15 protein-coding genes are annotated in these 20,998 nt (G+C 72.8%); 6 read left to right on the top strand and 9 right to left on the bottom strand.

Annotated features, from left to right (window positions below):
* Positions 1-249: 249 nt before the first annotated feature.
* The 3 genes from WMF31_RS07080 to WMF31_RS07070 form a co-directional block, all read right to left on the bottom strand.
* Positions 250-3,792, bottom strand: coding sequence for a protein kinase domain-containing protein (locus WMF31_RS07080; RefSeq protein WP_436601192.1), 3,543 nt, complete (start codon positions 3,790-3,792; stop codon positions 250-252).
* A gap of 356 nt (positions 3,793-4,148) precedes the next feature.
* On the bottom strand, positions 4,149-4,481 hold the full coding sequence (locus WMF31_RS07075) for a DUF2934 domain-containing protein (RefSeq protein ID WP_436601191.1): 333 nt from the start codon (positions 4,479-4,481) through the stop codon (positions 4,149-4,151).
* Positions 4,482-4,750: 269 nt separating this feature from the next.
* Positions 4,751-5,773: an NADP-dependent oxidoreductase gene (locus WMF31_RS07070; RefSeq protein WP_436601190.1), complete on the bottom strand. Its 1,023-nt coding sequence runs from the start codon at positions 5,771-5,773 to the stop codon at positions 4,751-4,753.
* Positions 5,774-5,939: 166 nt separating this feature from the next.
* Here WMF31_RS07070 and WMF31_RS07065 point away from each other — a divergent pair, with 166 nt between their 5' ends.
* A complete protein-coding gene (locus WMF31_RS07065) occupies positions 5,940-6,425 on the top strand; it encodes a hypothetical protein (RefSeq protein WP_436601189.1) in 486 nt (161 codons plus the stop codon).
* 477 nt (positions 6,426-6,902) lie between these two features.
* Positions 6,903-8,312, top strand: a complete 1,410-nt coding sequence (locus WMF31_RS07060; protein ID WP_436601188.1) for an SGNH/GDSL hydrolase family protein — start codon at positions 6,903-6,905, stop codon at positions 8,310-8,312.
* Positions 8,313-8,485: 173 nt separating this feature from the next.
* Here WMF31_RS07060 and WMF31_RS07055 read toward each other — a convergent pair whose 3' ends face one another.
* From WMF31_RS07055 to WMF31_RS07040, 4 genes are all read right to left on the bottom strand, one after another.
* On the bottom strand, positions 8,486-9,523 hold the full coding sequence (locus WMF31_RS07055; protein WP_436601187.1) for a D-alanine--D-alanine ligase: 1,038 nt from the start codon (positions 9,521-9,523) through the stop codon (positions 8,486-8,488).
* Between the two features lie 325 nt (positions 9,524-9,848).
* The gene (locus WMF31_RS07050) at positions 9,849-10,226 is read right to left on the bottom strand and encodes a response regulator (RefSeq protein WP_436601186.1); all 378 of its coding nucleotides are present in this window, start codon (positions 10,224-10,226) and stop codon (positions 9,849-9,851) included.
* A gap of 36 nt (positions 10,227-10,262) precedes the next feature.
* Complete coding sequence (locus tag WMF31_RS07045; protein WP_436601185.1) at positions 10,263-10,799, bottom strand: chemotaxis protein CheX; 537 nt, start codon at positions 10,797-10,799, stop codon at positions 10,263-10,265.
* A 43-nt stretch (positions 10,800-10,842) separates the two neighbouring features.
* Positions 10,843-13,635 (bottom strand): nitrate- and nitrite sensing domain-containing protein, encoded by a 2,793-nt coding sequence (locus tag WMF31_RS07040; RefSeq protein ID WP_436601184.1) that lies wholly within the window; start codon positions 13,633-13,635, stop codon positions 10,843-10,845.
* A 502-nt stretch (positions 13,636-14,137) separates the two neighbouring features.
* On the opposite strand from WMF31_RS07040, the gene WMF31_RS07035 reads away from it, so the two are divergent.
* Genes WMF31_RS07035 through WMF31_RS07025 form a run of 3 tightly spaced genes read left to right on the top strand, consistent with a single transcriptional unit; the run spans position 14,138 to position 16,512 of the window.
* Positions 14,138-15,628, top strand: a complete 1,491-nt coding sequence (locus WMF31_RS07035; RefSeq protein ID WP_436601183.1) for a hypothetical protein — start codon at positions 14,138-14,140, stop codon at positions 15,626-15,628.
* Positions 15,629-15,646: 18 nt separating this feature from the next.
* Entirely contained in the window at positions 15,647-16,102 is a 456-nt protein-coding gene (locus WMF31_RS07030; protein ID WP_436601182.1) for a hypothetical protein, read from the top strand.
* 23 nt (positions 16,103-16,125) lie between these two features.
* Positions 16,126-16,512, top strand: a complete 387-nt coding sequence (locus tag WMF31_RS07025) for a hypothetical protein (RefSeq protein WP_436601181.1) — start codon at positions 16,126-16,128, stop codon at positions 16,510-16,512.
* A gap of 227 nt (positions 16,513-16,739) precedes the next feature.
* Here WMF31_RS07025 and WMF31_RS07020 read toward each other — a convergent pair whose 3' ends face one another.
* Complete coding sequence (locus WMF31_RS07020; RefSeq protein WP_436601180.1) at positions 16,740-17,249, bottom strand: chemotaxis protein CheX; 510 nt, start codon at positions 17,247-17,249, stop codon at positions 16,740-16,742.
* 456 nt (positions 17,250-17,705) lie between these two features.
* On the opposite strand from WMF31_RS07020, the gene WMF31_RS07015 reads away from it, so the two are divergent.
* Positions 17,706-19,277, top strand: a complete 1,572-nt coding sequence (locus WMF31_RS07015; protein ID WP_436601179.1) for an ATP-dependent DNA ligase — start codon at positions 17,706-17,708, stop codon at positions 19,275-19,277.
* Between the two features lie 20 nt (positions 19,278-19,297).
* On the opposite strand, the gene WMF31_RS07010 is transcribed toward WMF31_RS07015, so the two are convergent.
* On the bottom strand, positions 19,298-20,923 hold the full coding sequence (locus WMF31_RS07010; protein WP_436601178.1) for a Gfo/Idh/MocA family protein: 1,626 nt from the start codon (positions 20,921-20,923) through the stop codon (positions 19,298-19,300).
* Positions 20,924-20,998: the final 75 nt, after the last annotated feature.

Below are 20,998 nucleotides of genomic sequence, written 5' to 3'. Positions count from 1 at the left end.
CATGCTCTCCTGTAAACGTCCGGGCACACGTCGTGTCACTCCGCCGGGTGCCGGCACGGCGCGCCCATCCCCGGGCGTCCCCGGGCTTCCTGGCCGCCACCGTCCCGTGCCTTCAGCCCCCCCGGCGGCCTCTCTCCCCAGGTCGCTGCGCTGTACCCGGCGCGCCCCGCGCGCCCTCGACGCGGCCGCCGCGCCTCCGCGGCCGCCGCGCCTCACCGCGCGGCCCGCTCGAGCCGCCCCGTCAGCCGCTCACGCCCCGGCCCGCTCGAGCCACGCGCGCGCGTCCCGCTCCATCAGCGGATCCCCGAGCCGCACGCTCAGCTCGAGCAGATCCTCGAACTCGCGCCGCGCCAGCGCGTCGTCGCGCGCGTCCTTCAGCAGCATCGCCGCCGCCCAGCGGCCGCGCAGCACGTCGTGCCAGGAGCACCCCGCCTCCGCCTGCTCGATGAGCTCCTTCAGCCGCGCGCGCGCGTCCCCCACCCCCTCCACGCCGTCGAGGTACGCGATGTACATCCGGGCCCCCGAGTCGTCGACCGGCCCGAGCGCGTCGAGGTCCAGCGCCGCGCGCCGCGCGCGCGCGAGCTGCCCCTGCATGCACGAGACCTCGAGATCGACCCTCAGCGCCTCGCGCAGGAGGTCGCGGTCATCGAGGGCCATCTCGAGGGCGGCGTCGAGCAGGTCGTGCGACATCCGGGACCGGTCGGTCGCGCCGAGCGCGCGCGCGAGCTCGACGCGGCTCCTCACCCGCAGCTCGAGCGGGGCGGCCGCGTCGATGCGCGACAGGATGCGGTCCGAGGCCGCGGGCAGCGACGGCGCGCGGCGCGCGTGGCCGACGGCCTCCGAGAGCGTCGCGACCCACCGGCCGAGCTCCTCCGGATCGCGCCGCGCCACGTCGCAGAGCTCGAACGCCCGCGTCATCGCGGCGATCGCCGCGTCGAACCGGCCGAGGCGCACGCGGACGCCCGCCGCGCGCGCGAGGTGCCCCGCGGCGCCGTCGCCCTTGCCCAGCGCGAGCGCCTCGTCCGCCGCGCGCGCGAGGTGCCCATCGACGAGCGCGAGCACCGCCGGGTCCTCCCCGCCCGCCCGCTCCAGCCACTCGGCCGCCAGCCAGTGCCCGAGCGCCCGGTCGGCGTCGGTCAGCATCTCGTAGGCCGCGTCGCGCACCAGCGCGTGGCGGAACGCGAGCTCCGCCTCGCCGTGGATCATCGACTCGGACCGCGGCACGATGAGCTCGCGCTTCTCGAGCGTGAGCAGCCACGACTCGAGCTGCGGCACCTGCGCGCCCCCGCCGAGCAGCGCCTCCAGCGCCCCGCGCCAGAACACCTCGCCGAGCACCGCGGCCGCCCGCAGCACCCGCCGCGCCTCGGGCTCGAGCGCCGCGATCCGCGACTGCATCATCGCGAGCACCGTCTCCGGCACCTCGCCCGACCGCCGCTCCGCCGCCGCCCGCACGAGCTCCTCGAGGAAGAACGCGTTGCCCGCCGAGCGGTCGACGAGCGCCGCGACCTCCTCGTCCGGGAGCGCGTCGCCGAGGACCTCGCGCACGATCCGCTCGCACGCGCGGCGCGAGAGCTCCCCGAGCCGCATCTCCGTCGCCTCGCGCTCCTCCCACAGGTCCGGGAACGCCTCGCGCACGCCGGGCCGCGCCAGCGCCAGGACCAGGAGCGGCCTCTGCCGGAGCTGCCGGAGCGCCGCGTCGATGGCGTCCACCGTGCCGCGATCGCCCCAGTGCAGGTCCTCCAGCACGATCAGCACCGGCCGCGCGTCGCACTCGGCCCGCAGGAAATCGAGCCACGCGCGCCGCATCTGCTCCTCCATCACCGCGCGCTCCTGCCGGGCCGCGCAGAGCGACGGGCTCTCCGGGAACGGCGCCCCGATCATCTCGCCGAGCAGCTCGGTGACGCGCTCCCGCGCGGCCGCGTCCACGTGCCGGGCGACCCGCGCCGCGAGCTTCCGCCGCCGCTCCTCGAGCGGCTCGTCGTCGGCGATCCCCGCCGCGCGCCGCACGATCTGCGCGACCAGCCCGAAGGGCGCCCTGGCGCGCATCGGATCGCCGTACGCGCACCACACCTCGACCGGCTCGCTCCGCGCCTCGACGCGCCGGATCAGCTCGTGGCCCAGGCGCGACTTGCCCACGCCGGCCCCGGCCGTGACCAGCACCACGCGCGCGACCCCCTCGGAGGCGCACTCGTCGACCAGATCCTCGAGCGCGCGCAGCTCCCGCTCGCGCCCCACGCACGGCGTCGGCTTGCCGAGCAGCGTGCGCGCGGCCGAGAGCCCCGGCTGCGCGCGCGCGCCGAGCAGCGTCGTGCCCTGGCTGCCCGCGGCGACGTCGAAGCGATCGCCGAGCAGCGCGGCCGTCATCCTGTCGATGAGCACGGGCCGGCCCGAGCCCGGGTCCTCCGCGGCGTTGCGGACGCGCGCGTCGAGCAGCGCGCCCACGCGATCGATGACCTGCCCCACCGCCTGCGTCCCGGCGATGACGTCCCAGCCGGTCGCCAGCGCCACCCACGCGCCGGGCAGGAGCGCGTGGATCGACAGGGCGCAGCGGGCGGCGTTCGCGGCGAGGTCGGTCGGCGAGCCCGCGCCGGCGACGACCGCGGCGACCGAGCCGTCGGCGAGCACCTCCAGGGCGGCGCCGTGGGCCTGCGCCGCCTGCCGCACCTCGTGGAACGAGGTCGAGGGCGGCGGGGCGGGCCTGTGCCGCACCGGCGGCGCCGGCGCGTGCGCGCCCGGGGGCGAGGCCTCCTTGCCGCCGGGGGCGACGGGATCGCCCGCGCCCGAGGAGAGCATCGTGTCGCCGGCCCTCGGCGGGCGGGCGCCGGCGCCCGGGCCCGCCTGGGGCCGGGTCGAGGGCGGCCCGCGCCGGCCCGCGCGCATCTCGGCCGCGAGGACGACGCTGACGAGCCGCCGCTCGCTCTTCGTCAGCGCGGGGGTCGGCAGGCCGCTGCCGGACGACATGCTGCCCTCGATGGCGCTGAGCATCCGGAGCTCGGATGCGACCTCGCCGGCGTCGGCCGGGCGCTCCGCCGGGTTCTTGGCGAGCAGCCGCGTCACGAGCAGATCGAGCGGCGGCGGGATGTTCGGGCAGAAGGCGCTCGGGCGCGGCGCCGCCTCGAACAGGACCTTGGCGAGCACCGACAGCGGGTGCTGGGCCACGAACGGCGCCCGGCCGGTCATGCACTCGAACAGGAGGCACCCGATCGAGTAGAGGTCGGCGCGGGCGTCGACGTCGAGGTCGCCGCGGACCCGCTCCGGCGCCATGTAAGCGGGCGTGCCGATCGCCGAGCCGGTGAGGGTGAGCTCGTAGGTCGCGTCGGCCTGGCGCGCGATGCCGAAGTCGATGAGCTTCGCGCCGCCGATGTCGCCGCCGGGCAGGAACACGTTGGTCGGCTTGAGGTCGCGGTGCACGATGCCGCGCGCGTGGACGGCGGCGAGCGCCTCGGCGACGCGGCCGACCAGCATGAGGCTCGGCTCGATCCCGAGCGGGCCGCGCGAGAGCCGCTCGCCGAGGTCCTCGCCCTCGAGCCACTCCATCGCGAGGTAGTAGAGCCCGTCCGAGGTGACGCCGTGGTCGATGTAGCGGGCGACGGCGGGGTGCTCGAGCTCGGCGAGCAGGCGCGCCTCCCGCTGGAAGCGCACGACGTGCTCCCTGCCCTGGTTGAAGATCACCTTGAGCGCGACGACATGGCCGCTCTCCCGGTCCAGCGCCCGCCACACCGCGCCCATCCCGCCGGAGCCCGCGAGGCGTTCCAGCTGGAAGCGGTTGGCGATGACGTGACCTGAGTGCATGGCGCAAGTACCGATGTGCGAATCTTCGCGGTCCAGGCGACCAGGGCGCGCGCGGGCAGCGCTGCGCGGGCGCACCGCCCGCGCAGGATCACGAGAATACCCATCCTGCGGCGCCGCTACGAGCCTCGAAGCTCCCGGCGGGGCGGCCGGCCGCCGCGCGCAGGCCGGGCGCCGCGCGGCCCATCGTGTGGGCGCCGCGCGCACGGGCGCCCGCGGGACGGCGCGCCCCCCGGCGCTCCCGGTCCTCCCCGCGCATCCGCCGCGCGGCGTCGTCGCGGGGAGCGTGCCTGTCGTCCGTGGCCCACGGCGGGCGCCGGGGCGGCGGCGCGCTGCGCCCGCGCGCCGCCGCGGGGCCCTCAGCTCGCGAGGCGCTCGAGCCGCGCGTCGACCTCGCGCTCGGCCCTCAGCCAGTCCTCCACGGGGTTGTTCCGGAAGCCGGCCCTCTCCGCATATCCATAGGCCACGCTGGCGATCATGCGGTGCCGCTCCTCGCGCGACACGGGCGGGGGCGCGATCTTGAGCGAGGCCGCGCGCCCCGCGGCCGGAGAGGGCGCCTCGACGGCAAAGGGGGCAACGGCCCCGCGATCCTTCGGCGCGGCGCTCGGCGCCGCCGAGGCGACCGGGGCAGCGAGCGGGCTCCGGGCCTTCGTGGTCTTCGTGCGGGCCGGGGTCTTGCGCTTCGAGCTCATCTCGTCGTCTCTCCTTTCGGGTACACGGCTCGACTAACCCAGGTCCGCGCGCACGAACAAATTTCGAGCGAGGGGCAACTCGACGCGCCGTCGCCACAGCGCCGCATCTCCCCGGCGCTCCGCCGGGATATCCTCTCCGCCGCAGCGTGGCTCGCGGTGAGGTCGATGTCGCTGACCGGGTGAGATCCTCCGGCGACTGCCATCCATGGTCCGTCATCGCGGCAGCGATCACCCCCCTGCGCTGAAGACGGCATGGCGACGTGGCGCCGTCAGGACGCGACGCGCACGAGCAGCTTGCCGAAATTCTTGCCCTTGAGCAGCCCGATGAACGCCTCGGGCGCGCTCTCGAGCCCGTCGACGATGTCCTCGCGGTACCGGAGGCGGCCCTCCTGGAGCCAGCGGCTCGTGACGCGGAGGAACTCGGGGAACTGCTCGGCGAAGTCGCTGACGATGAAGCCGCGCAGCGTCAGGCGATTCATGAGCACGAGCTGCATGAGGCCCGGGAGCCGATCGGGGCCGGGCGGGGGCGCGGCGTCATTGTAATGGGCGATGAGGCCGCAGACCGGCACCCGGGCAAAGGGGTTCAGGAGCGGCAGCACCGCGTCGAACACGGCGCCTCCGACGTTCTCGAAATACACGTCGATGCCGGCCGGGCAGGCGTCCTTCAGGCGCTCGGCCAGGTCGGGGCGGTGGTGGTCGACGCAGGCGTCGAGCCCGAGCTCGTTCACCACGTGCTCGCACTTGCGCTGCCCGCCGGCGATGCCGACCGCCCGGCACCCCTTGATCTTGGCGATCTGCCCCACGACCGAGCCCACCGCCCCCGAGGCCGCGGCGACCACCACGGTCTCGCCCGGCCTCGGCTGACCCAGGTTGAGCAGCCCGGTGTACGCCGTCATGCCCGGCATCCCCAGCACCCCGAGCGCGGTCGACACCGGGCCCAGCGCGGGATCCACCTTGCGCAGGCCGCCGCCGTCGGAGATCGCGTACGCCTGCCAGCCGGTCTGCCCCTCGACGATGTCTCCCGGCGACAGGCCCGCGACGCTGGACTGGAGCACCTCGCTGACGGTGCCCCCCACCATCACCTCGCCGATCTCGAGCGGCGGCGCGTACGACTTGCCAACCCTCATGCGGCCACGCATGTACGGGTCGAGCGAGAGGTAGAGCGTGCGGAGCAGCGCGCGGCCCGCGCCGGGCGCGGGGAGCTCCTCCTCGACCAGCTCGAAATCCGACGTCCTGGGCTCGCCGACCGGCCGGGCGGCGAGGACGATCTTGCGGTTGCGCAGGGGGCTCATGGTCCGCTGGATCCTGCGCGATCGGGGACCGCTTTCCAGGGGGATCGGCGGCGGGCAGGGCTCCGCGGCACAGCCCCCCTCGGCCGGCGGCCGGGGCCGGTGAGGGAGCTCGGCCGCGATGGCCGGTTGAGGTCCGCTGGCTGAAAGGGTATGTCGAGGCTGCACGATGGAGCCGCTCCCCGCGATCCGGTTGCCCGAGGCGCTCCGCGACCCGCCCCCGCGTCGCTGGGCGGCCCTGTGGCACGCGCGGCACCAGCTCGCCGGCCTCGGGGCCGGGTTGCTCTTCTGGGGCGGGCTCCTCGTGGCGAGCTCGCTGTTCCTGCACATCGACGCCATCGCGATGGCGTTCTGGTTCTCGCTGGCCGCCGCGCCGCTCCTGCTGCTGTACCAGGGGCTCGGCTGCTACGCCGCCTGCCAGGTCGCGCTGCGCGGCGCCCCCTCGGCCGCCCAGGTGTACGAGGGCGTCGTGGTGACGAGGTTCACGACGGTGAAGATATGGCACGTCGTCGTCTCCGGCGAGCACGTGCGGATTCGCGCCGATGCGCCGCTCGTCAAGAGCATGGTCGTCCTCGTCACGCCCGAGACGCGGAGAGGGAAGCGCAGGATCGGCGTGTATCATCCCAAGGTGGGTATCTGCACATCGATGGTCTGAGCTGAGGCGCGCTCCTGCCCTCCCGGCCGAGGGGGGCCGCCGCGCTGAACGCACCGCCAGCCCCCCCGGGCGCCTCGTCGCCGGCGCGCGCGCGTGACGCGGCACGGCGCGCGCCGCCTCGCGCGGTCGGACCCCGCGTGAGCGGTCCTACCGCGGTCTCGCCCATGTTACCGATCGTAGCGCGACGCCTCCGGCGTGTTACCGATCGTAACGTGACCTCTTCGGGCGATCCCCCCGCTGCGCGATCTCCAGGCGACGAAACGAGTAGTCCCTCGATCCCTCGCATGTTAAGGGGATTCACTCGTCAATGAGCGTGTTCGCCAACACGGAGCGTCACTCTTGACAAGGCCAAGTGGATCGATGGGGATATCCCGACCTTGAGCCGGATGGGCTGAAGGAGCAGAGGGCCTGAGGTCGCTGCGCCGCGGGATGGCTCGATCGATCACGAACGAAGCAACCTCACGAGCGTATAGGACCATGAGAAAAACTCTTTGGGCTCTGCTGTTCTTGTTGATCCCGGCTTGCGGCGATGACTCCTCCGACGCCACGACGTCGAGCGGCACGACGGGCACGGGCGGCGCGACGACGACCTCCGGCACCGCGGGCGGCGGGGGCACGTCGGATGGCGGCGGCGGCTCGTCCTCCTCCGGCGAAGGAGGCGCCGACGGCACCGGCGGCAACCAGGGCGGCGCGGATGGAACCGGCGGGACGGACGTGTCCAGCGGCACCGCGGGCGGGGGCGGCGCCGGCGGCGAGGCCGAGGCGCACTGGGTCGGGACCTGGACGACCGGCCCGCAGCTGACCGAGCCCCACAACAATCCTCCAGAGCCGGGCCTCACCAACAACACGCTGCGCCAGGTGATTTACACCTCGATCGGGGGCAGCTCCGTGCGGCTCTTGCTGTCGAACGAGTTCGGCGACGGTCCGGTGACCATGGAGGCCGTCCACATCGCGGACTCGACGACCGCGGACGGCATCGAGGTGGAGACCGACACGGCGCTGACCTTCGCGGGAGAGCCGTCCGTGACCATCCCGAAGGGCGAGACCGTCTTCTCCGATCCGGTCGACTATGCCGTCAAGCCCCTCACCAAGCTCGCGGTGACCATCAAGTTCGGCGCCGTGCCGAGCGGGATCACCGGGCACCCGGGCTCGCGGACCAACTCGTACCTGCAGACCGGTAACGGGGTCTCGTCAGCGACGCTGTCGTCGCCGGTGGCGACCGCTCACTGGTACTACATCACCGGCCTCGACGTCGCGGCGGATCCCTCGGCCGGGGCGGTCGTCATCCTGGGCGACTCGATCACCGACGGTCGCGGCTCGATCACGGACGAGAACACCCGCTGGCCGGACTACCTGTCCCGGCGGCTGCGCGCCAACGAGGCGACCGCCAACGTGGCCGTGCTGAACCTGGGGATCGGCGGGAACAACGTGCTCACCGGAGGGCTCGGGCCGACCGCCCTGGAGCGCTTCGACCGCGACGTCCTGGGCCAGCGCGGGGCTCGCTGGCTCATCGTGTACGAGGGCGTGAACGACATCGGCACCAGCTCGGATCCGAACGTCGCCGACCGCCTGATCGAGGCCTACGAGACCTTCATCGACAAGGCGCACGACAAGGGGATGAAGGCCTACGGGGTGCCGATCCTGCCGTTCAACGGCAACGGCTATTACAGCCCCGAGCACGAGGCGGCCCGTCAGAAGGTCAACGAGTGGATCCGCACGAGCGACCGGTACGACGCGGTCATCGATCTGGACGCCGCGGTGCGCGACCCCAACGACCCGAGCAGGCTGCGCGAAGAGTTCCTGTTCGAGAACGACTGGCTGCACCTGAACTCGAAGGGCTACGAGACGATGGCGGGCGCCGTCGACCTCAAGCTGTTCACCGAGTAGCGCCGCGAGGAGCTCGCGACGCCGACGGACCCGGGCGTCGCGAGCGCGCGCCGGCGCCCGCCTCCAGCCGGCGCTGTGACTCCCTGTCTGACAGGATGAGACGGCCCCCGTCCCGTGAATCAGGGCGGGCGGCGATGGATCGGGGCCCTGGACGAGCCCCTGGGCGTCCGCCCTCAGACCGCCGACTTGAGGAGGCGCAGCCGCTTCTCCGCCCGGCCCCGCTCGCTCAGCCGGAGCTCCGAGGCGGCGGGCGCGCGGCGCCGCACCGGCTGGTGCAGCCGGGCGCTCGCCAGGATGGCCTCGCACAGGTCGCCGAACTCGTAGCCTGACGCCGCCGCGATCTTCGGCAGCAGGCTCGTCGGCGTCATGCCCGGCAGGGTGTTCACCTCGAGCACGTACTCGTTCTCTCCGCCCGTCACGAGCAGATCCACCCGCACCGCGCCGGTGCAGCCGAGCGCCTGGGCCGCGCGCTCCGCCAGGTTGAGCACCCCGCGGTACCGGGTCGGCGGGAGGCGCGCCGGCATGTGGTACTCGGTCATGCCCGGCGTGTACTTCGCCTCGTAATCATAGAGGCCCTTCTTCGGGACGATCTCGATGGCGCCGAGGACCTTGCCGTCCAGGATCCCCACGTTGACCTCGGTCCCCGCCACGAACCGCTCCACGATCACGGCGTCGTCGAACTCGAACGCGAGCGCGAGCGCGGCCCCGAGCTCCTCGAGCGACGCGGCCTTGGTCACGCCGAGGCTCGATCCCTCGCCGCGCGGCTTGACGATGACCGGGAACCCGAACGAGCCGTGGATCGACTCGAGATCTTCCAGGTCCTGGCGCGCGTCCACCGTGTAGTAGGGCGGCGTCGGTACGTTGTGCAGGCGGAACATCTCCTTCGCCTTGAGCTTGTCCATCGCGAGGGCGCTCGCGAGCACGCTCGACCCGGTGTACGGGATCTGCGCGAGCTCCAGGACGCCTTGCACGCAGCCGTCCTCGCCGAGCCGGCCGTGCAGGGCCAGGAACGCCGCGTCGAGCCGCGCGCGCTGCAGCGTGGCGCAGAGCTCCGTGCCGAACCGGTCCCCGAGCGTGATCCGGACGACATCGTGCCCGCGCGCCTCCAGCGCCTCGGCGACGGCCGCCCCCGAGCGCAGGGACACCTCGCGCTCACCCGACGAGCCGCCCATCACGACGCCGACCCGCCTCCGGACTTGCCGCTCCACCATCGAAGAACCTCCGTCGCCTTCCCGTGCGAACACCAACACCACGCCAGCTCCTTCCCGGTACAGCCAAGCTGCCAGAGAGGTGCTGCGCAAAAACCAGGCCAGCTGCTTTCGAGGCCACAAACCGCGGCGGCCCTGCAGCGGAGGGCGGTATTCCTGAAGCTGAGGTTGAGGAAAACTGCGCCCGCCCGCCGTGTTCACCTGCCCACGGCGCGCTGACCGCCAACCCGGTATCAAGGCCCGCGGCGGAGGTCAACTAAACGGAGCGAACGTGCCGTCCGGGGTGGACGCGGCCGGCCCCCCGTGGACCGCCCCGGGACGCCGGACATCAGGGCTCGCCGGCGAGCTTCTTCACCGCGGCGAGCAGCAGGTCAGGCTTGAACGGCTTGATGATCCAGCCCTTTGCGCCGGCCTTCCGGGCCTTCTCGATGAGCTCGGGCTGCCCCTCGGTGGTGAGCATGAGGATCGGCAGGCCGGACGCGAGGCCCTTCTCCCGCAGGCTCTCCAGCATCTCGATGCCGTTCATCACCGGCATGTTCACGTCCGCGATGATCATGGCCAGATCGTCCTTGTGGGCGGCGACCGCGGCGACCGCGTCCCGGCCGTTGTCCGCCTCCACGATGCCATACCCCGCGCCCGACAGGAGGATACCGACCTGCTGGCGGACCGTGTTCGAGTCCTCGACGAGAAGAATCTTCTTGGCCATCTATCGTGTCTCCTTTGGCGCGCGCTGCCCCGCGGCTCAGAACAGCAGCACTTCGCCCTCGCGCTGCGGATCGGGCGTGATCACTTCCTTCAGCTTCAGCGTCGTGTCCTGGGCGCGCGCGTCGAACAGCACGGCGAGCCGGTCGATCCCCGCGTCGAAGACGAGCCGCCGGAAGCCCTCGTTCTGCTCCTCCCTGGCGCGCAGGTGCTCGCCGATCGCGGCGCTCGGCGTCGAGAGCACGACGACCAGCCCGAGGGGGCGGAGGCGGTTCTTCACCCGCCCGAGGAGCTGATTGGCGAGCTCGCTCGCCCAGTCGCACACCATGTCCTCGTCGAGCTCGCGCCGGTCCCGCAGCGGGTGGCAGCGCGTGATGAGCGGCACGGGCGCGACGATCGTCAGGCTCCCGCAGAGGTGATCCCCCGTGAAGCCGATGAACGAGACCACCGCGTTGCCGGGCGTCGCCTCCGACTCCGCCTCCTCGACCAGCCGGAGCTCGACGCCATTGTCACGAAACAGGTGGACGCACGACGCCGCAAGCTCGTCGTAGATGCGGTGCCAGCTCTCCGAATTCATTCCGCTCTCCTCGATCTCTCGCCCTGCACTGTCGATGCGCTCACTACGCCACGCGATCCGGGCTGCCCGCGCCCTCTGCCGCGCCCGGGCTCGCTCCGCCGCGCGAGGGGCCGGCGAGGAGCGCGCCCCGCGCGCTCGCAGGCCCCTGCGAGGCAGAGGGCGGCGCGCCCGCGGACGGGGCGGCCTCGCCCGGCTCCCGGGGGAAATGGAAGCGGAAGGTCGTCCCCTTGCCGCGCTCCGTCTCGATCTCCACCCGGCCCGCGAGCCGCCGGCACTCGTGGAGCGCGACGCCGAGGCCGACGCCGCGGCCCGAGACGTCCGTGACCTGCTCGGCGGTGCTGAAGCCGGGGGAGAACAGCGCGGCCTCGAGATCCCGCCGCGTGGCGCTCGGCAGCCCGACGGCGGCCGCCTTCTCGCGCACCCGCCCCCAGTCGATGCCCGCGCCGTCGTCCCCGATCTCGATGACGATCTCGCCCGCCGTCGCGCGCGAGCGGAGCGTGAGCGCGCCGTTCGGCGGCTTGCCGGCCCGCTCGCGCGCCTCCGGCATCTCGATGCCGTGGTCCATCACGTTGCGCACGACGTGGCACAGCGCCTGCCACATCGCGGCGAAGCGCGGCGCAGGGAGCCGGACGCCCCCGGCGTCGATGCGCACGGCGGGCTTCGGCTTGCCGAGCTTGCGCGCCAGGGTCTCGGCCTGGTCCCTCATCCGGTTGAAGCGCACCTCCGTCCGCTCGTCGCGGAGCGCCCCGATGGCCCGCTCCAGCTCGGCGGGATCCCGGCGCGCTCGCGCCATCTCGAGCAAGGCCTCGATCTCCTCGTGGCCGACGTCGACGCGCGTGGCCTGCGCCGTCGAGGCGAGCAGGCCGCTCACGCGCGACGCGAACGCCCCCCACGCGTCCCGCAGCGCCCCGATCTGCTCGTCGGACGGCAGCGCGCGCTCCTCGACGACGAAGCTCTCGATCTCGTGCGCCACGTCCGCCACGCTCGTCACGTCCCAGAGCCCGGCGTTGCCCTTGATCGTGTGCACGACGCGCATCACGTGGTCCACCTCGGTGACCGCGCGCGAGCTCACCGCGTCCACGAGCTTGGTCGTGTCGTTCACGAACCCGAGGAGGCCGAGCCGGTCCTTCACCGCGCGCTCGAACACCTTGATGTACTCGCGCTGCTGCTCGTACTCCCGCAGCGAGTCGATCGTGGACGTGACGTCCGTGATCACCATCAGCGCGCCGCTGAACTGGCCGTCCTGGGACAGGATCGGCTTGAAGCCGAGCGCGAGGTGGCGGCCCTCGCGGCGCAGGGCCTTCGGGAGCTGGTCGAGGACGACCTCGAGCGGGAGGAAGCCCTCGCAGGCGGCCTCCCACCCCATCCTGAGGAACGCGCGGGCCCGGGGGTCGTGGTCGGCGATGCGGTCGGCGAAGTGCTCCCCGGCCGCCGGCGCGCCGAAGAGGCGCTCGAAGGCGGCGGAGTGCACGGCGTCCATCGTGCCGTCCCGGCGGATGGTCACCAGGGCCTGATCGACGTTGTCGAGCACGAGGCGCATCACCCGGTTGCGCTGCTCGAGCTCGGAGGTGCGCTCCGCGACGACGGCCTCGAGGTTCTGCCGGTGGCCCTCGAGGACCTCGTCGCGCGCCTGGATGCCCGCCAGCATCTCGTTGAACGCGTCCGTGAGCGCCCCGAACTCGTCGTCGGCGGTCTTCCGGGCGCGCGTCGTGTAGTCGCGCGTCCGCCGGACGTGGGCCGCGGCCTCGCCGAGCACCTCGAGCGACCGGGAGATCCCGCGCACGAGGACGAACGCGAGCGCGACCGACATGAGGAGCACGAACGCCGAGACCGCGACGCCGTTGCGCACCGTCCGCCGCGTCTCCGCGACCTTGGCCGCGGCGGCGCGCCGCATGCCGGAGATCGCCTCGTGCCCGATCGCGGCGAGCCGGTCGAGGCGCCCCTGCTGCGCCTCGAGCCACACCTCGTGGTCGACGGACAGCGCCTCGTCCGTCGACGCGATCGCGGCGGAGCGCAGCTCGTCGGCGCGCAGCGCGCGCGGGTCCGAGCGGGCGGCGCGGTAGAGCGCGCGCGCCGCGTCCGACGCGTTGGCGCTGAACACCTCGTGATAGAGCTGCTCCTCGGTCATCAGCGTCACGAGCGTCTTGAAGGCGCCCGGCTCGAACTGCGTGGACGCGAAGGTGTGCGCGAGCAGCGCGTGCTGGCGGCTGGCGCGCTCGGCGAGCTCGTGCACGGCGACGATCGACTGGATGCTGCGCAGGAGCTCGCCCTCGTCGCTCAGCTCGGACAGCCCCGCGTTGGCCCGGATCAGGCTCACGTTGATGGCGCCGAACAGCTTGAGCACGCCGTCGAGCGGCACCGCCTTCGCGTCGGCCTGATCCCGGAAGGCGGCGAGCTCGCCGACGCGGGCGCGCGCCTCGGCGAGGTAGCGGGCCAGCCGGGGCGAAGGGAGCCTGGAGAGGTCGCGCGCGGGCGCGGCGAGGAACGCCTCGAGGTGGGCGAGGCTCGCGTCGGTCGCCGCCCGCGCGGCGGCGAGCTCGCCGCGCGCGCGCAGGAGCGCCGCGGCGCGGTGGGGCGGCGGCGCCTGGCCCTGCGCGCCGTCGGCGTGGCTCGTGTCCGGAGGCCGGACCTCCAGCCCCTCCACCACCGCGGTCCACGCCCGCTCCTTCTGGAGCGCGTGCAGCGGCTCCGCCATCCTGGACGAGAGCTGCGCGAGGTCCTCGATCGTGCCGATCGCCGCCGCCCTCGCCGCCTGCTGCCGCGCGTCGCCGACGATCATCGCCGAGAGGAGCAGGGCCCCCGCGACGGGCACGCCGGCGAGCGACCACAGCTTCAATCGAATCGAAGCGCTACGCCATCTCGGCATGCACACTCGTCCCCCTGGGATGGCCCGTGCGGCGGAGAGGCCGCGCGCCCTTCGTGTGCTTCACGACAAGGGGCTCCGCGCGAGCGCCGGAGACCCCGCGCCGCGCCCTCGCCTGGAGCATCGGACGAATTGGACGTCGCATGCGATCATCGAGGCACCTGGACAGAGGGCCGTCGTCGGCCCTTCCGCGCGCACCATGTGCGTCCTCGTGATTCAGGCTCTTTCTTGTTGCGACGTTTCACGTGCCCTGGTGCGCCGGTGATCAGGGCGGGGCGTGTCGAACCCCACCGCGGATCGTTCCTGTGTATGCTACGCGTGAAGGTCGCGAGTCCGCAAGAGCGCGTGCGGCGCCGGCTGGTGCCGCAACGGAGGCTCGGCGAGCACCGAGAAAGGAACGATGATGGGTCGGAGTTCACAGCGGCGAGCGCGCGCAGGGCGGCTCGGACGCGCTTCGGGTGTTGCGATCGGAGGAGTGCTCGTCACGGCCTCTCTCGCGCACGCGCAGAGCCCCGGCGCCGGCCCCGCGCCGGGGGACGCCAGAGCGCCTGCAGCGCCCGCCGCGACCGGAGCGCCCGCCGCGGGTGGAGAGGCCGCCGCGGGTGGAGAGGCCGCCGCGACGCCCGCCACGACCGGAGCGGCCGCCGCGGCGCCCGCCACGACCGGAGCGGCCGCCGCGGGTGGAGAGGCATCCATCGCCGAGCGGCTCGCCGCGGCGGAGCGGCGGGCGGCGGAGCTCGAGAAACGCCTCTCGGCGCTCGAGGACGCGCAGCTATCGCCGGAGGAGGACGACGACAAAGACCTGCTCCGGATCTACGGATTCGTCGACGTCGGCGTCCAGCGCTCGTGGATCGACGAGAACTTGGATCATGCGGCCCTCATGCCGCAATCGAACGCCCTGAACTTTGTCGTGGGGAACTTGAACCTCTACCTCGACGCGCAGCCAAGCAAGGAGTTTCGCTTCCTCGGGGAGCTCAGGTTCACGACCGCGCCCGGCGGCACCCCGGTCCCCGTGAATCCGCCGCCGCCCGGCGTGCTGTACCGGACGGGCACGCAGAATTTCGGGACCCTCGACTCGACCTCGCTCAACGTGACGAGCACCTTCGGCGGGCTGGTGGCGATCGAGCGCGCCCACGTCGACTGGACGCGCTTCAACCTCTTCAAGCTGCGCGTCGGGCAGTTCTTCACCCCGATCGGCATCTACAACGTCGACCACGGGAGCCCGGTGCTCATCACCGCCGACATCCCCTATTTCATCACATCGAGCATCTTTCCCACGCGGCAGACCGGCATCATGGCGTATGGCAGCGTGTTCGCGGGCCCCTGGGAGCTCGGGTACAACGCCTATGTGAGCAACGGGCGCACCGAGAACGCGCCGTTCTCCTTCGACGACGACCGCGGGTTCGGCGGCCGCCTGCACGCCAGCTACGAGGATCCCGGCAAGCTGGCGCTGAAGCTCGGGACCTCGTTCATCCTCAGCAAGGCCCGCGACTGGGTCGTCGACTACACGCCCGGCGAGCAGCTTGGCGAGCTCGATCGGACGACCCACTCGACATGGTCGTACCGGGAGTACATCGGGGCCGGCGATGTCTCGCTCGACGTCGGCAGGACGCGCCTCCGGGCGGAGGCGGCGGTCGTCCGCCAGATCTACGACCAGCGCGCCGGCGACGGGTTGCCCGGGTTCTACCCGCCGGACGCGTGGAAGACCTCCACGTACGCGCTGGCGGCGCACCGGATGGACTTCCTGAACATGGAGCCGTACGTGATCGGCGCCTTCCTGCGCGCGCCGTTCATCGACCACGACAGCATGTTCCAGCTGGGCGGAGGCTTGAACTTTTACATCACCCCGAGCGTCACACTTCGGACCCAGGCGATGCAAACGATCCTCGACACCCTGCGCCACGAGAGCGTGAAGCCAGCGGTCTCCCACACGACCGCGATCGCCCGTCTGATCCTGGCTTTCTGAGAGAGGCTCGACGCAACCATGAAGCGTTTATCCCTTCTTCTCCTCCTGGCCCTCCTCGGCATGACCCCGGCGCCTCCGTCGTTCGCGGTGGAGGACGAGATCGTCGTCGTCGTCAACCAGTCCAACCCTGTGCGGGCGGCGGGGCGCGACACGCTCCGCCCGATCTTCCAGACCACGCGCACGGAGTGGTACGGCAGGTCGGCGGTGCCGGTGAACCTGCCCGAGGACTCCCCGCTGCGCCAGCGCTTCGACATGGCGGTGCTGGGCCTCGATCCCGATGGCGTCGCCCGCTACTGGATCGATCGGAAGATCCGCGGCGGCGAGCGGCCGCCGCGCAAGGTGGCGAATCCGAGCGCCGTTCTCCGCGTCGTGGGCGAGGAGGCCGGCGGCATCGGGTATGTCGCCGCCAGCGAAGTCAACCCCACCGTCAAGGTGATCGCGCGCATCCGCGACGGCCAGGTCGTGCCGCCGTGAGCCCGTCAAGAGAGGAACGAACGATGGACCTTCAGCCGTCTCGCATCAAGCCGCCCGTCCGCCGCGGGGCGCTGGTCGTCGCCGTCGGCGCCGTCTGCGCGGCGATGCTCGTGGGATGCTGGGATTCGGATCCCTGCGATCCGGGCCAGCTCGTCATCTCGAACGCATGCTTTGTACCTTTCCCGGAGGGCGGCGTCACCGGCAGCGGCGGCGCCCCCAGCAGCGGCGTCACCGGCAGCGGCGGGAGCGGCGGCGACGCCACCGGCAGCGGCGGGAGCGGCGGCGACGCCACCGGCAGCGGCGGGAGCGGCGGCGACGCCACAGGCAGCGGCGGGAGCGGCGGCGACGCCACCGGCAGCGGCGGGAGCGGCGGTGGCGCCACAGGCAGCGGCGGGAGCGGCGGAGCCTAACGCTACTGCGGGAAGTCGGGCCGAGAGGCGAACCGCCATGACGCCAAGGGCGCCAAGAAACCAGGGAAGTAGAAGGGGAAGATGGAGGGACAACCCTTCCCCTCTCTTCTTGGCGTCGTTGGCGCCATGGCGGTTCTTCTCTGCATCGCGGGGAGTCGACCGAGCGGTCCTCTCGGAGGCCAGTCCGGCTTCGGCGCGGGTCGGCCCGGGGGGCGCGGGGAGCGCGCTCAGAACAAGATCACCTTGCCATCGAGCGGCAGCGGGGACGCGTTCGAGAACACGAAGAAGCCCTCATCGAAGTCGCCGCTCAACGTGACGAGCACCTCGCCCTTCAGCGTCCGGAATGAATAGAAGAACTGCTGCTTGCAGCTCCGGTTCCGACGATCCACGTCGCTCGGGTGGCGCAGCTGCGGCAGCTCGGCGTGAAGCGCGACCTGGAACCGGGCGAGGCGGCTCTTCACCTTCCCCATGAGCTGATTCATCACCTCGCGCATCCAGTCGCCGGTGCCCTCGAGCATCGGCGGCAACCCCGTCATGGAGCGAAACACGCCAGGATTCGCGGACAGGGCCAGCACGCCGGAGAAGCCTGGCGCTGAGAAATCGACGGTGCTCGCGGGATCGCCGTGAAGGCGCGCCTCCTCGCGGAGATCTCCGATGCTCGCCGGCGCTATGGCGACGCCGTAAAAATGAAAGAGCTCCACGGTCGCCCCCTGAACGAGGACGTCGATCGTCCGCACCTTGCGCGATGGAGGCGGTCGAGAGGTCGAGGCCGGGGGCACGGTGGACCCGCCGGGATGCGCAGGCACGGAGGAGGGGGGCCTGGTCCGACGGGACGAGCCCGGATCGCTGCGCTCGACGCTCGACCCCTCCTGGAAGGTGTGCTCCGGCCGCGTATCGGACAGGTGCTCCCGAGGAGTGATACGCCGACGCCTCATCAAACGCACAGCGTAGCCCATCTGTCTATCCTGGAGCAACTCTGTTCGCCACAGAGGCCCACAGACACATCGTTATACACCCTCCCACTCCGGTCGGCGCACACCACGCCTCGTGATGAGCGTTCCCGGCCGCCGAGCTCTCCCATGCTCCAGCGGGGAGCGGCCCCTCGGTCCTGCCGCGAGCCCCCCGCGCCGGGCTCGTCCGTGGGCTGCGACAGCGGGCGCGCCCGGGGCGCCAGAGTAGGATAGTAGGGCCCGGTGCTCGTCTCCGATCTCGTTACCACCTCCGACCGTGTCGCCACGACCTCGCGCCGCCTCGAGAAGGTCGGCGCGCTCGCCGGCCTGCTCCGCCGCCTCTCGCCCGACGAGGTGGAGATCGGCGTCGACTGGCTCGCCGGCCGGCTACGTCAGGGCCGCATCGGCCTCGGGCCCGCGATGATGGCCGACGCCCGGCGCGCCGGGCCCGCGGCCGCCGCGCCCGCGCTCACCCTCACCGAGGCGGACGCGGCCTTCACCGACATCGCCCGCACCTCGGGGCCGGGCTCCGCGGCGCGGCGCCGCGCCGCGCTCGGCGGTCTGTTCGCCCGCGCCACCGATCCGGAGCGCGACTTCTTCACCCGGCTCCTCGTCGGCGAGCTCCGTCAGGGCGCGCCCGAGGCGGTCATGATCGAGGCCGTCGCCCGCGCCGCGTCGGTGCCGGCGCCGTCGCTCCGGCGCGCCGTCATGCTCGCCGGCGACGCCGCCGAGGTGGCCAAGGCGGCGCTCCTCGACGGGGCGAGCGGCGTCCGTCGATTCTCGCTCCAGCTCCTCCGCCCCGTGCAGCCCATGCTGGCGCAGGCCGCCGACGACGTGACCACGGCGCTCGAGCAGCTCCGCGCCGTCGCCCTGGAGTGGAAGCTCGACGGCGCGCGCGTGCAGGTGCACAAGGCGGGCGACGAGGTGTGCGTCTTCAGCCGCAGCCTCAACCCGGTCACGAAGGCGGTCCCCGAGATCGTCGAGGCGGTGCGGGCGCTCCCGGTCCGCTCGCTCGTGCTCGACGGCGAGGCGATCGCGCTCCGCGAGGACGGCGCGCCCCACCCGTTCCAGGTCACGATGCGCCGCTTCGGTCGCGCCCTCGACGTGGCCGCGCTGCGCGCCCAGCTGCCGCTCCGCGCCCTGTTCTTCGACGTGCTGCACCTCGACGGCGAGGACCTGCTCGATCGGCCCGGCCGCGAGCGCGCCGCCGCCCTGCGCGAGGTGCTCGACCGATCGCTGCGGGTCCCGCGCATCGAGCTGCCGACGCCGGCCGAGGCCGAGGCCTTCTTCGCCGACGCGCTGGCGCGGGGCCACGAGGGCGTGATGGCCAAGGCGCTCACCGCGCCCTACGAGGCCGGGCGGCGCGGCGGCTCCTGGATCAAGGTCAAGCACGCGCACACGCTCGACCTCGTCGTGATCGCGGCGGAGTGGGGCAGCGGCAGGCGCCGCGGGCTCCTCAGCAACCTGCACCTCGGCGCCCGCGACCCGGCCGCGGGCGCCTTCGTCATGCTCGGCAAGACCTTCAAGGGCATGACCGACGAGGCGCTCTCATGGCAGACGGAGAGGCTCCTGGAGCTCGAGATCGCGCGGGACGCGTCCACGGTCCACGTGCGGCCGGAGCTCGTCGTCGAGGTCGCCCTCGACGGCGTGCAGGCGAGCTCGCGGTACCCCGGCGGGGTCACGCTCCGCTTCGCGCGCGTCAAGCGCTACCGCCCCGACAAGACGGCCGCGGACGCCAGCGCGATCGACGAGGTGCGCGCGCTCCACGCCGGCGCGCTCGCGCGCGACCGGGGCACGTCACGCCTCCTCGCGTAGCGTCAGCCGAAGCTCGTGTCCTACGGCGCGGCGCCCGCGCGCCCGCGCGCCGAGGCGGCCGCGGCGGACGGCTTGCCCGACGCGACCGCGGTGGCCGGCTCCACCAGGTCCTCCAGATCGAGCATCAGCGAGGTGCTCCGCTCGATCCACTCGATCGGGTCGGCCGGCTCGTTGCGCAGGATCTTCTCGCTGATGGAGCGATACATGGTCGCGTAGCTCTCCATCTTGTTGATCCGCGCCACGCGGAGCACACGGTCGTTGTCCTCGGCCATGTAGCGGCTCCCGTTGTCCACCCGGACCGTGATCCCGCCGGCCCGCAGCTGGATGTGATCCTGGACGCCGATCCGGCGGCTGCCGATGTCGGTCAGCACCATGCTGAACACGGCCCTGTTCGCGAGCTCCACGCTGACGTGGAAGTCGCCGTTCGCCCCGCGCCAGAGGTGACGGCGCACGGGCGGAGAGAAGCCGTTCATGAACAGGAAGTGATCGAGCCAGTGGCAGCCGTTGCTGACGATCCGGCTCCGGGAGCTCGGCCACTCGTACCAGTGCTTCCGGGCGAGCGGGATCTCGTACACGACGCAGCTGTAATGGACCGGCTCCCCCGGACGCAGCTTCAGGTCCGCGCGCGCCAGGCCCCAGAGGGGGTTATAGCGCATGTGGAAGCACCCGAAGAGGCGGCCCGGGTGCGCGCGGCACGCGGCGAGCAGATCGTCGAGCTGGGCGCGCGTGGTCACGAGCGGCTTCTCGACGACCGCGTACCCGCCGCGCCGGATCGCGTGGGCGGCGAGGCCCGCGTGCGTCGCGTGGTAGCCGGCGATGCAGTAGACATCGTAGTCCTCGTCGGGCCGGGGGGTCGCGCTGGTGTCATGGGCGGGGCCGGCGGACGGCACCGGGCCGATCTGGGTCGGGTCGATCTCGTGGATCGCGCGGACCTGGATGCGCGGATCGATGTTGGGCAGGACGTTCGTCTTCGCATAATGCCCGAGCCCGAAGAGCACGGCCGTCTTGCTGGGGCGCTCGCTCCCCTGCGCGCGCGGCGAGCGCTCCCGCACCGGGCTCGGGGGCGAGAGCGGCAGCTTGCGCAGGCTGGCCGGATCGAGGCGGGCGAGCGCCCCTGTCGCCCACTCGAGCAGCGGCGCCGCCCGGCCGCCGATCGCCTCGCCCGAGAAGGGGCTCCATCCTGCGATGTCGCCGGCGTCAGCGTTCCTGTCCGGCGGCCGCGTGCACAGGTGGACATCCTCCGAGCCCCGGTATCGCTGGAGGAGCCCGCTCGGCGCGCGGGCCACGAGCTCCGCGGGGAGCACGATCCGCTCGACCGCGCGAGGGTGACACGGGGCCACGAAGATCACCCCGTCGCCCGGGACGAGGTCCGAGGCGCGCCCCTCGACGATCTCGCCGATGCCCACCGCGAGGAACTGCTCGTTCCGGGCCCGCTCCTTGAGCCTCGAGCGGACCTTCCTCGCGGTGTTCCGCGGGCCCACCTCGACCACATAGGCCAGGAGCCGACGGAGGCTCCGGGGCTGGGCAAGCTGGGTGTCCGCGAGCCTCTGAAGGGGCCAGTAGCAGCGGACGCGGATACGGACTTGATCCGCGGGAAGGTGATAGTCGAGGAAGCCGTCGCGCCAGCGGTCTGCGAGGATGAACATGGGCGGGTCTCGGGGTGCCATACCATGGCCGTGCCGGCCCCGCGTGAAATCATGAGGCGATCGAGCGCCCGGAGC

The sequence above is a fragment of the Sorangium sp. So ce1036 genome (genome assembly GCF_051369805.1).
Lineage (GTDB): Bacteria > Myxococcota_A > Polyangia > Polyangiales > Polyangiaceae > Sorangium > Sorangium cellulosum_F.
This window is presented reverse-complemented; position numbering and strand designations above follow the sequence as displayed.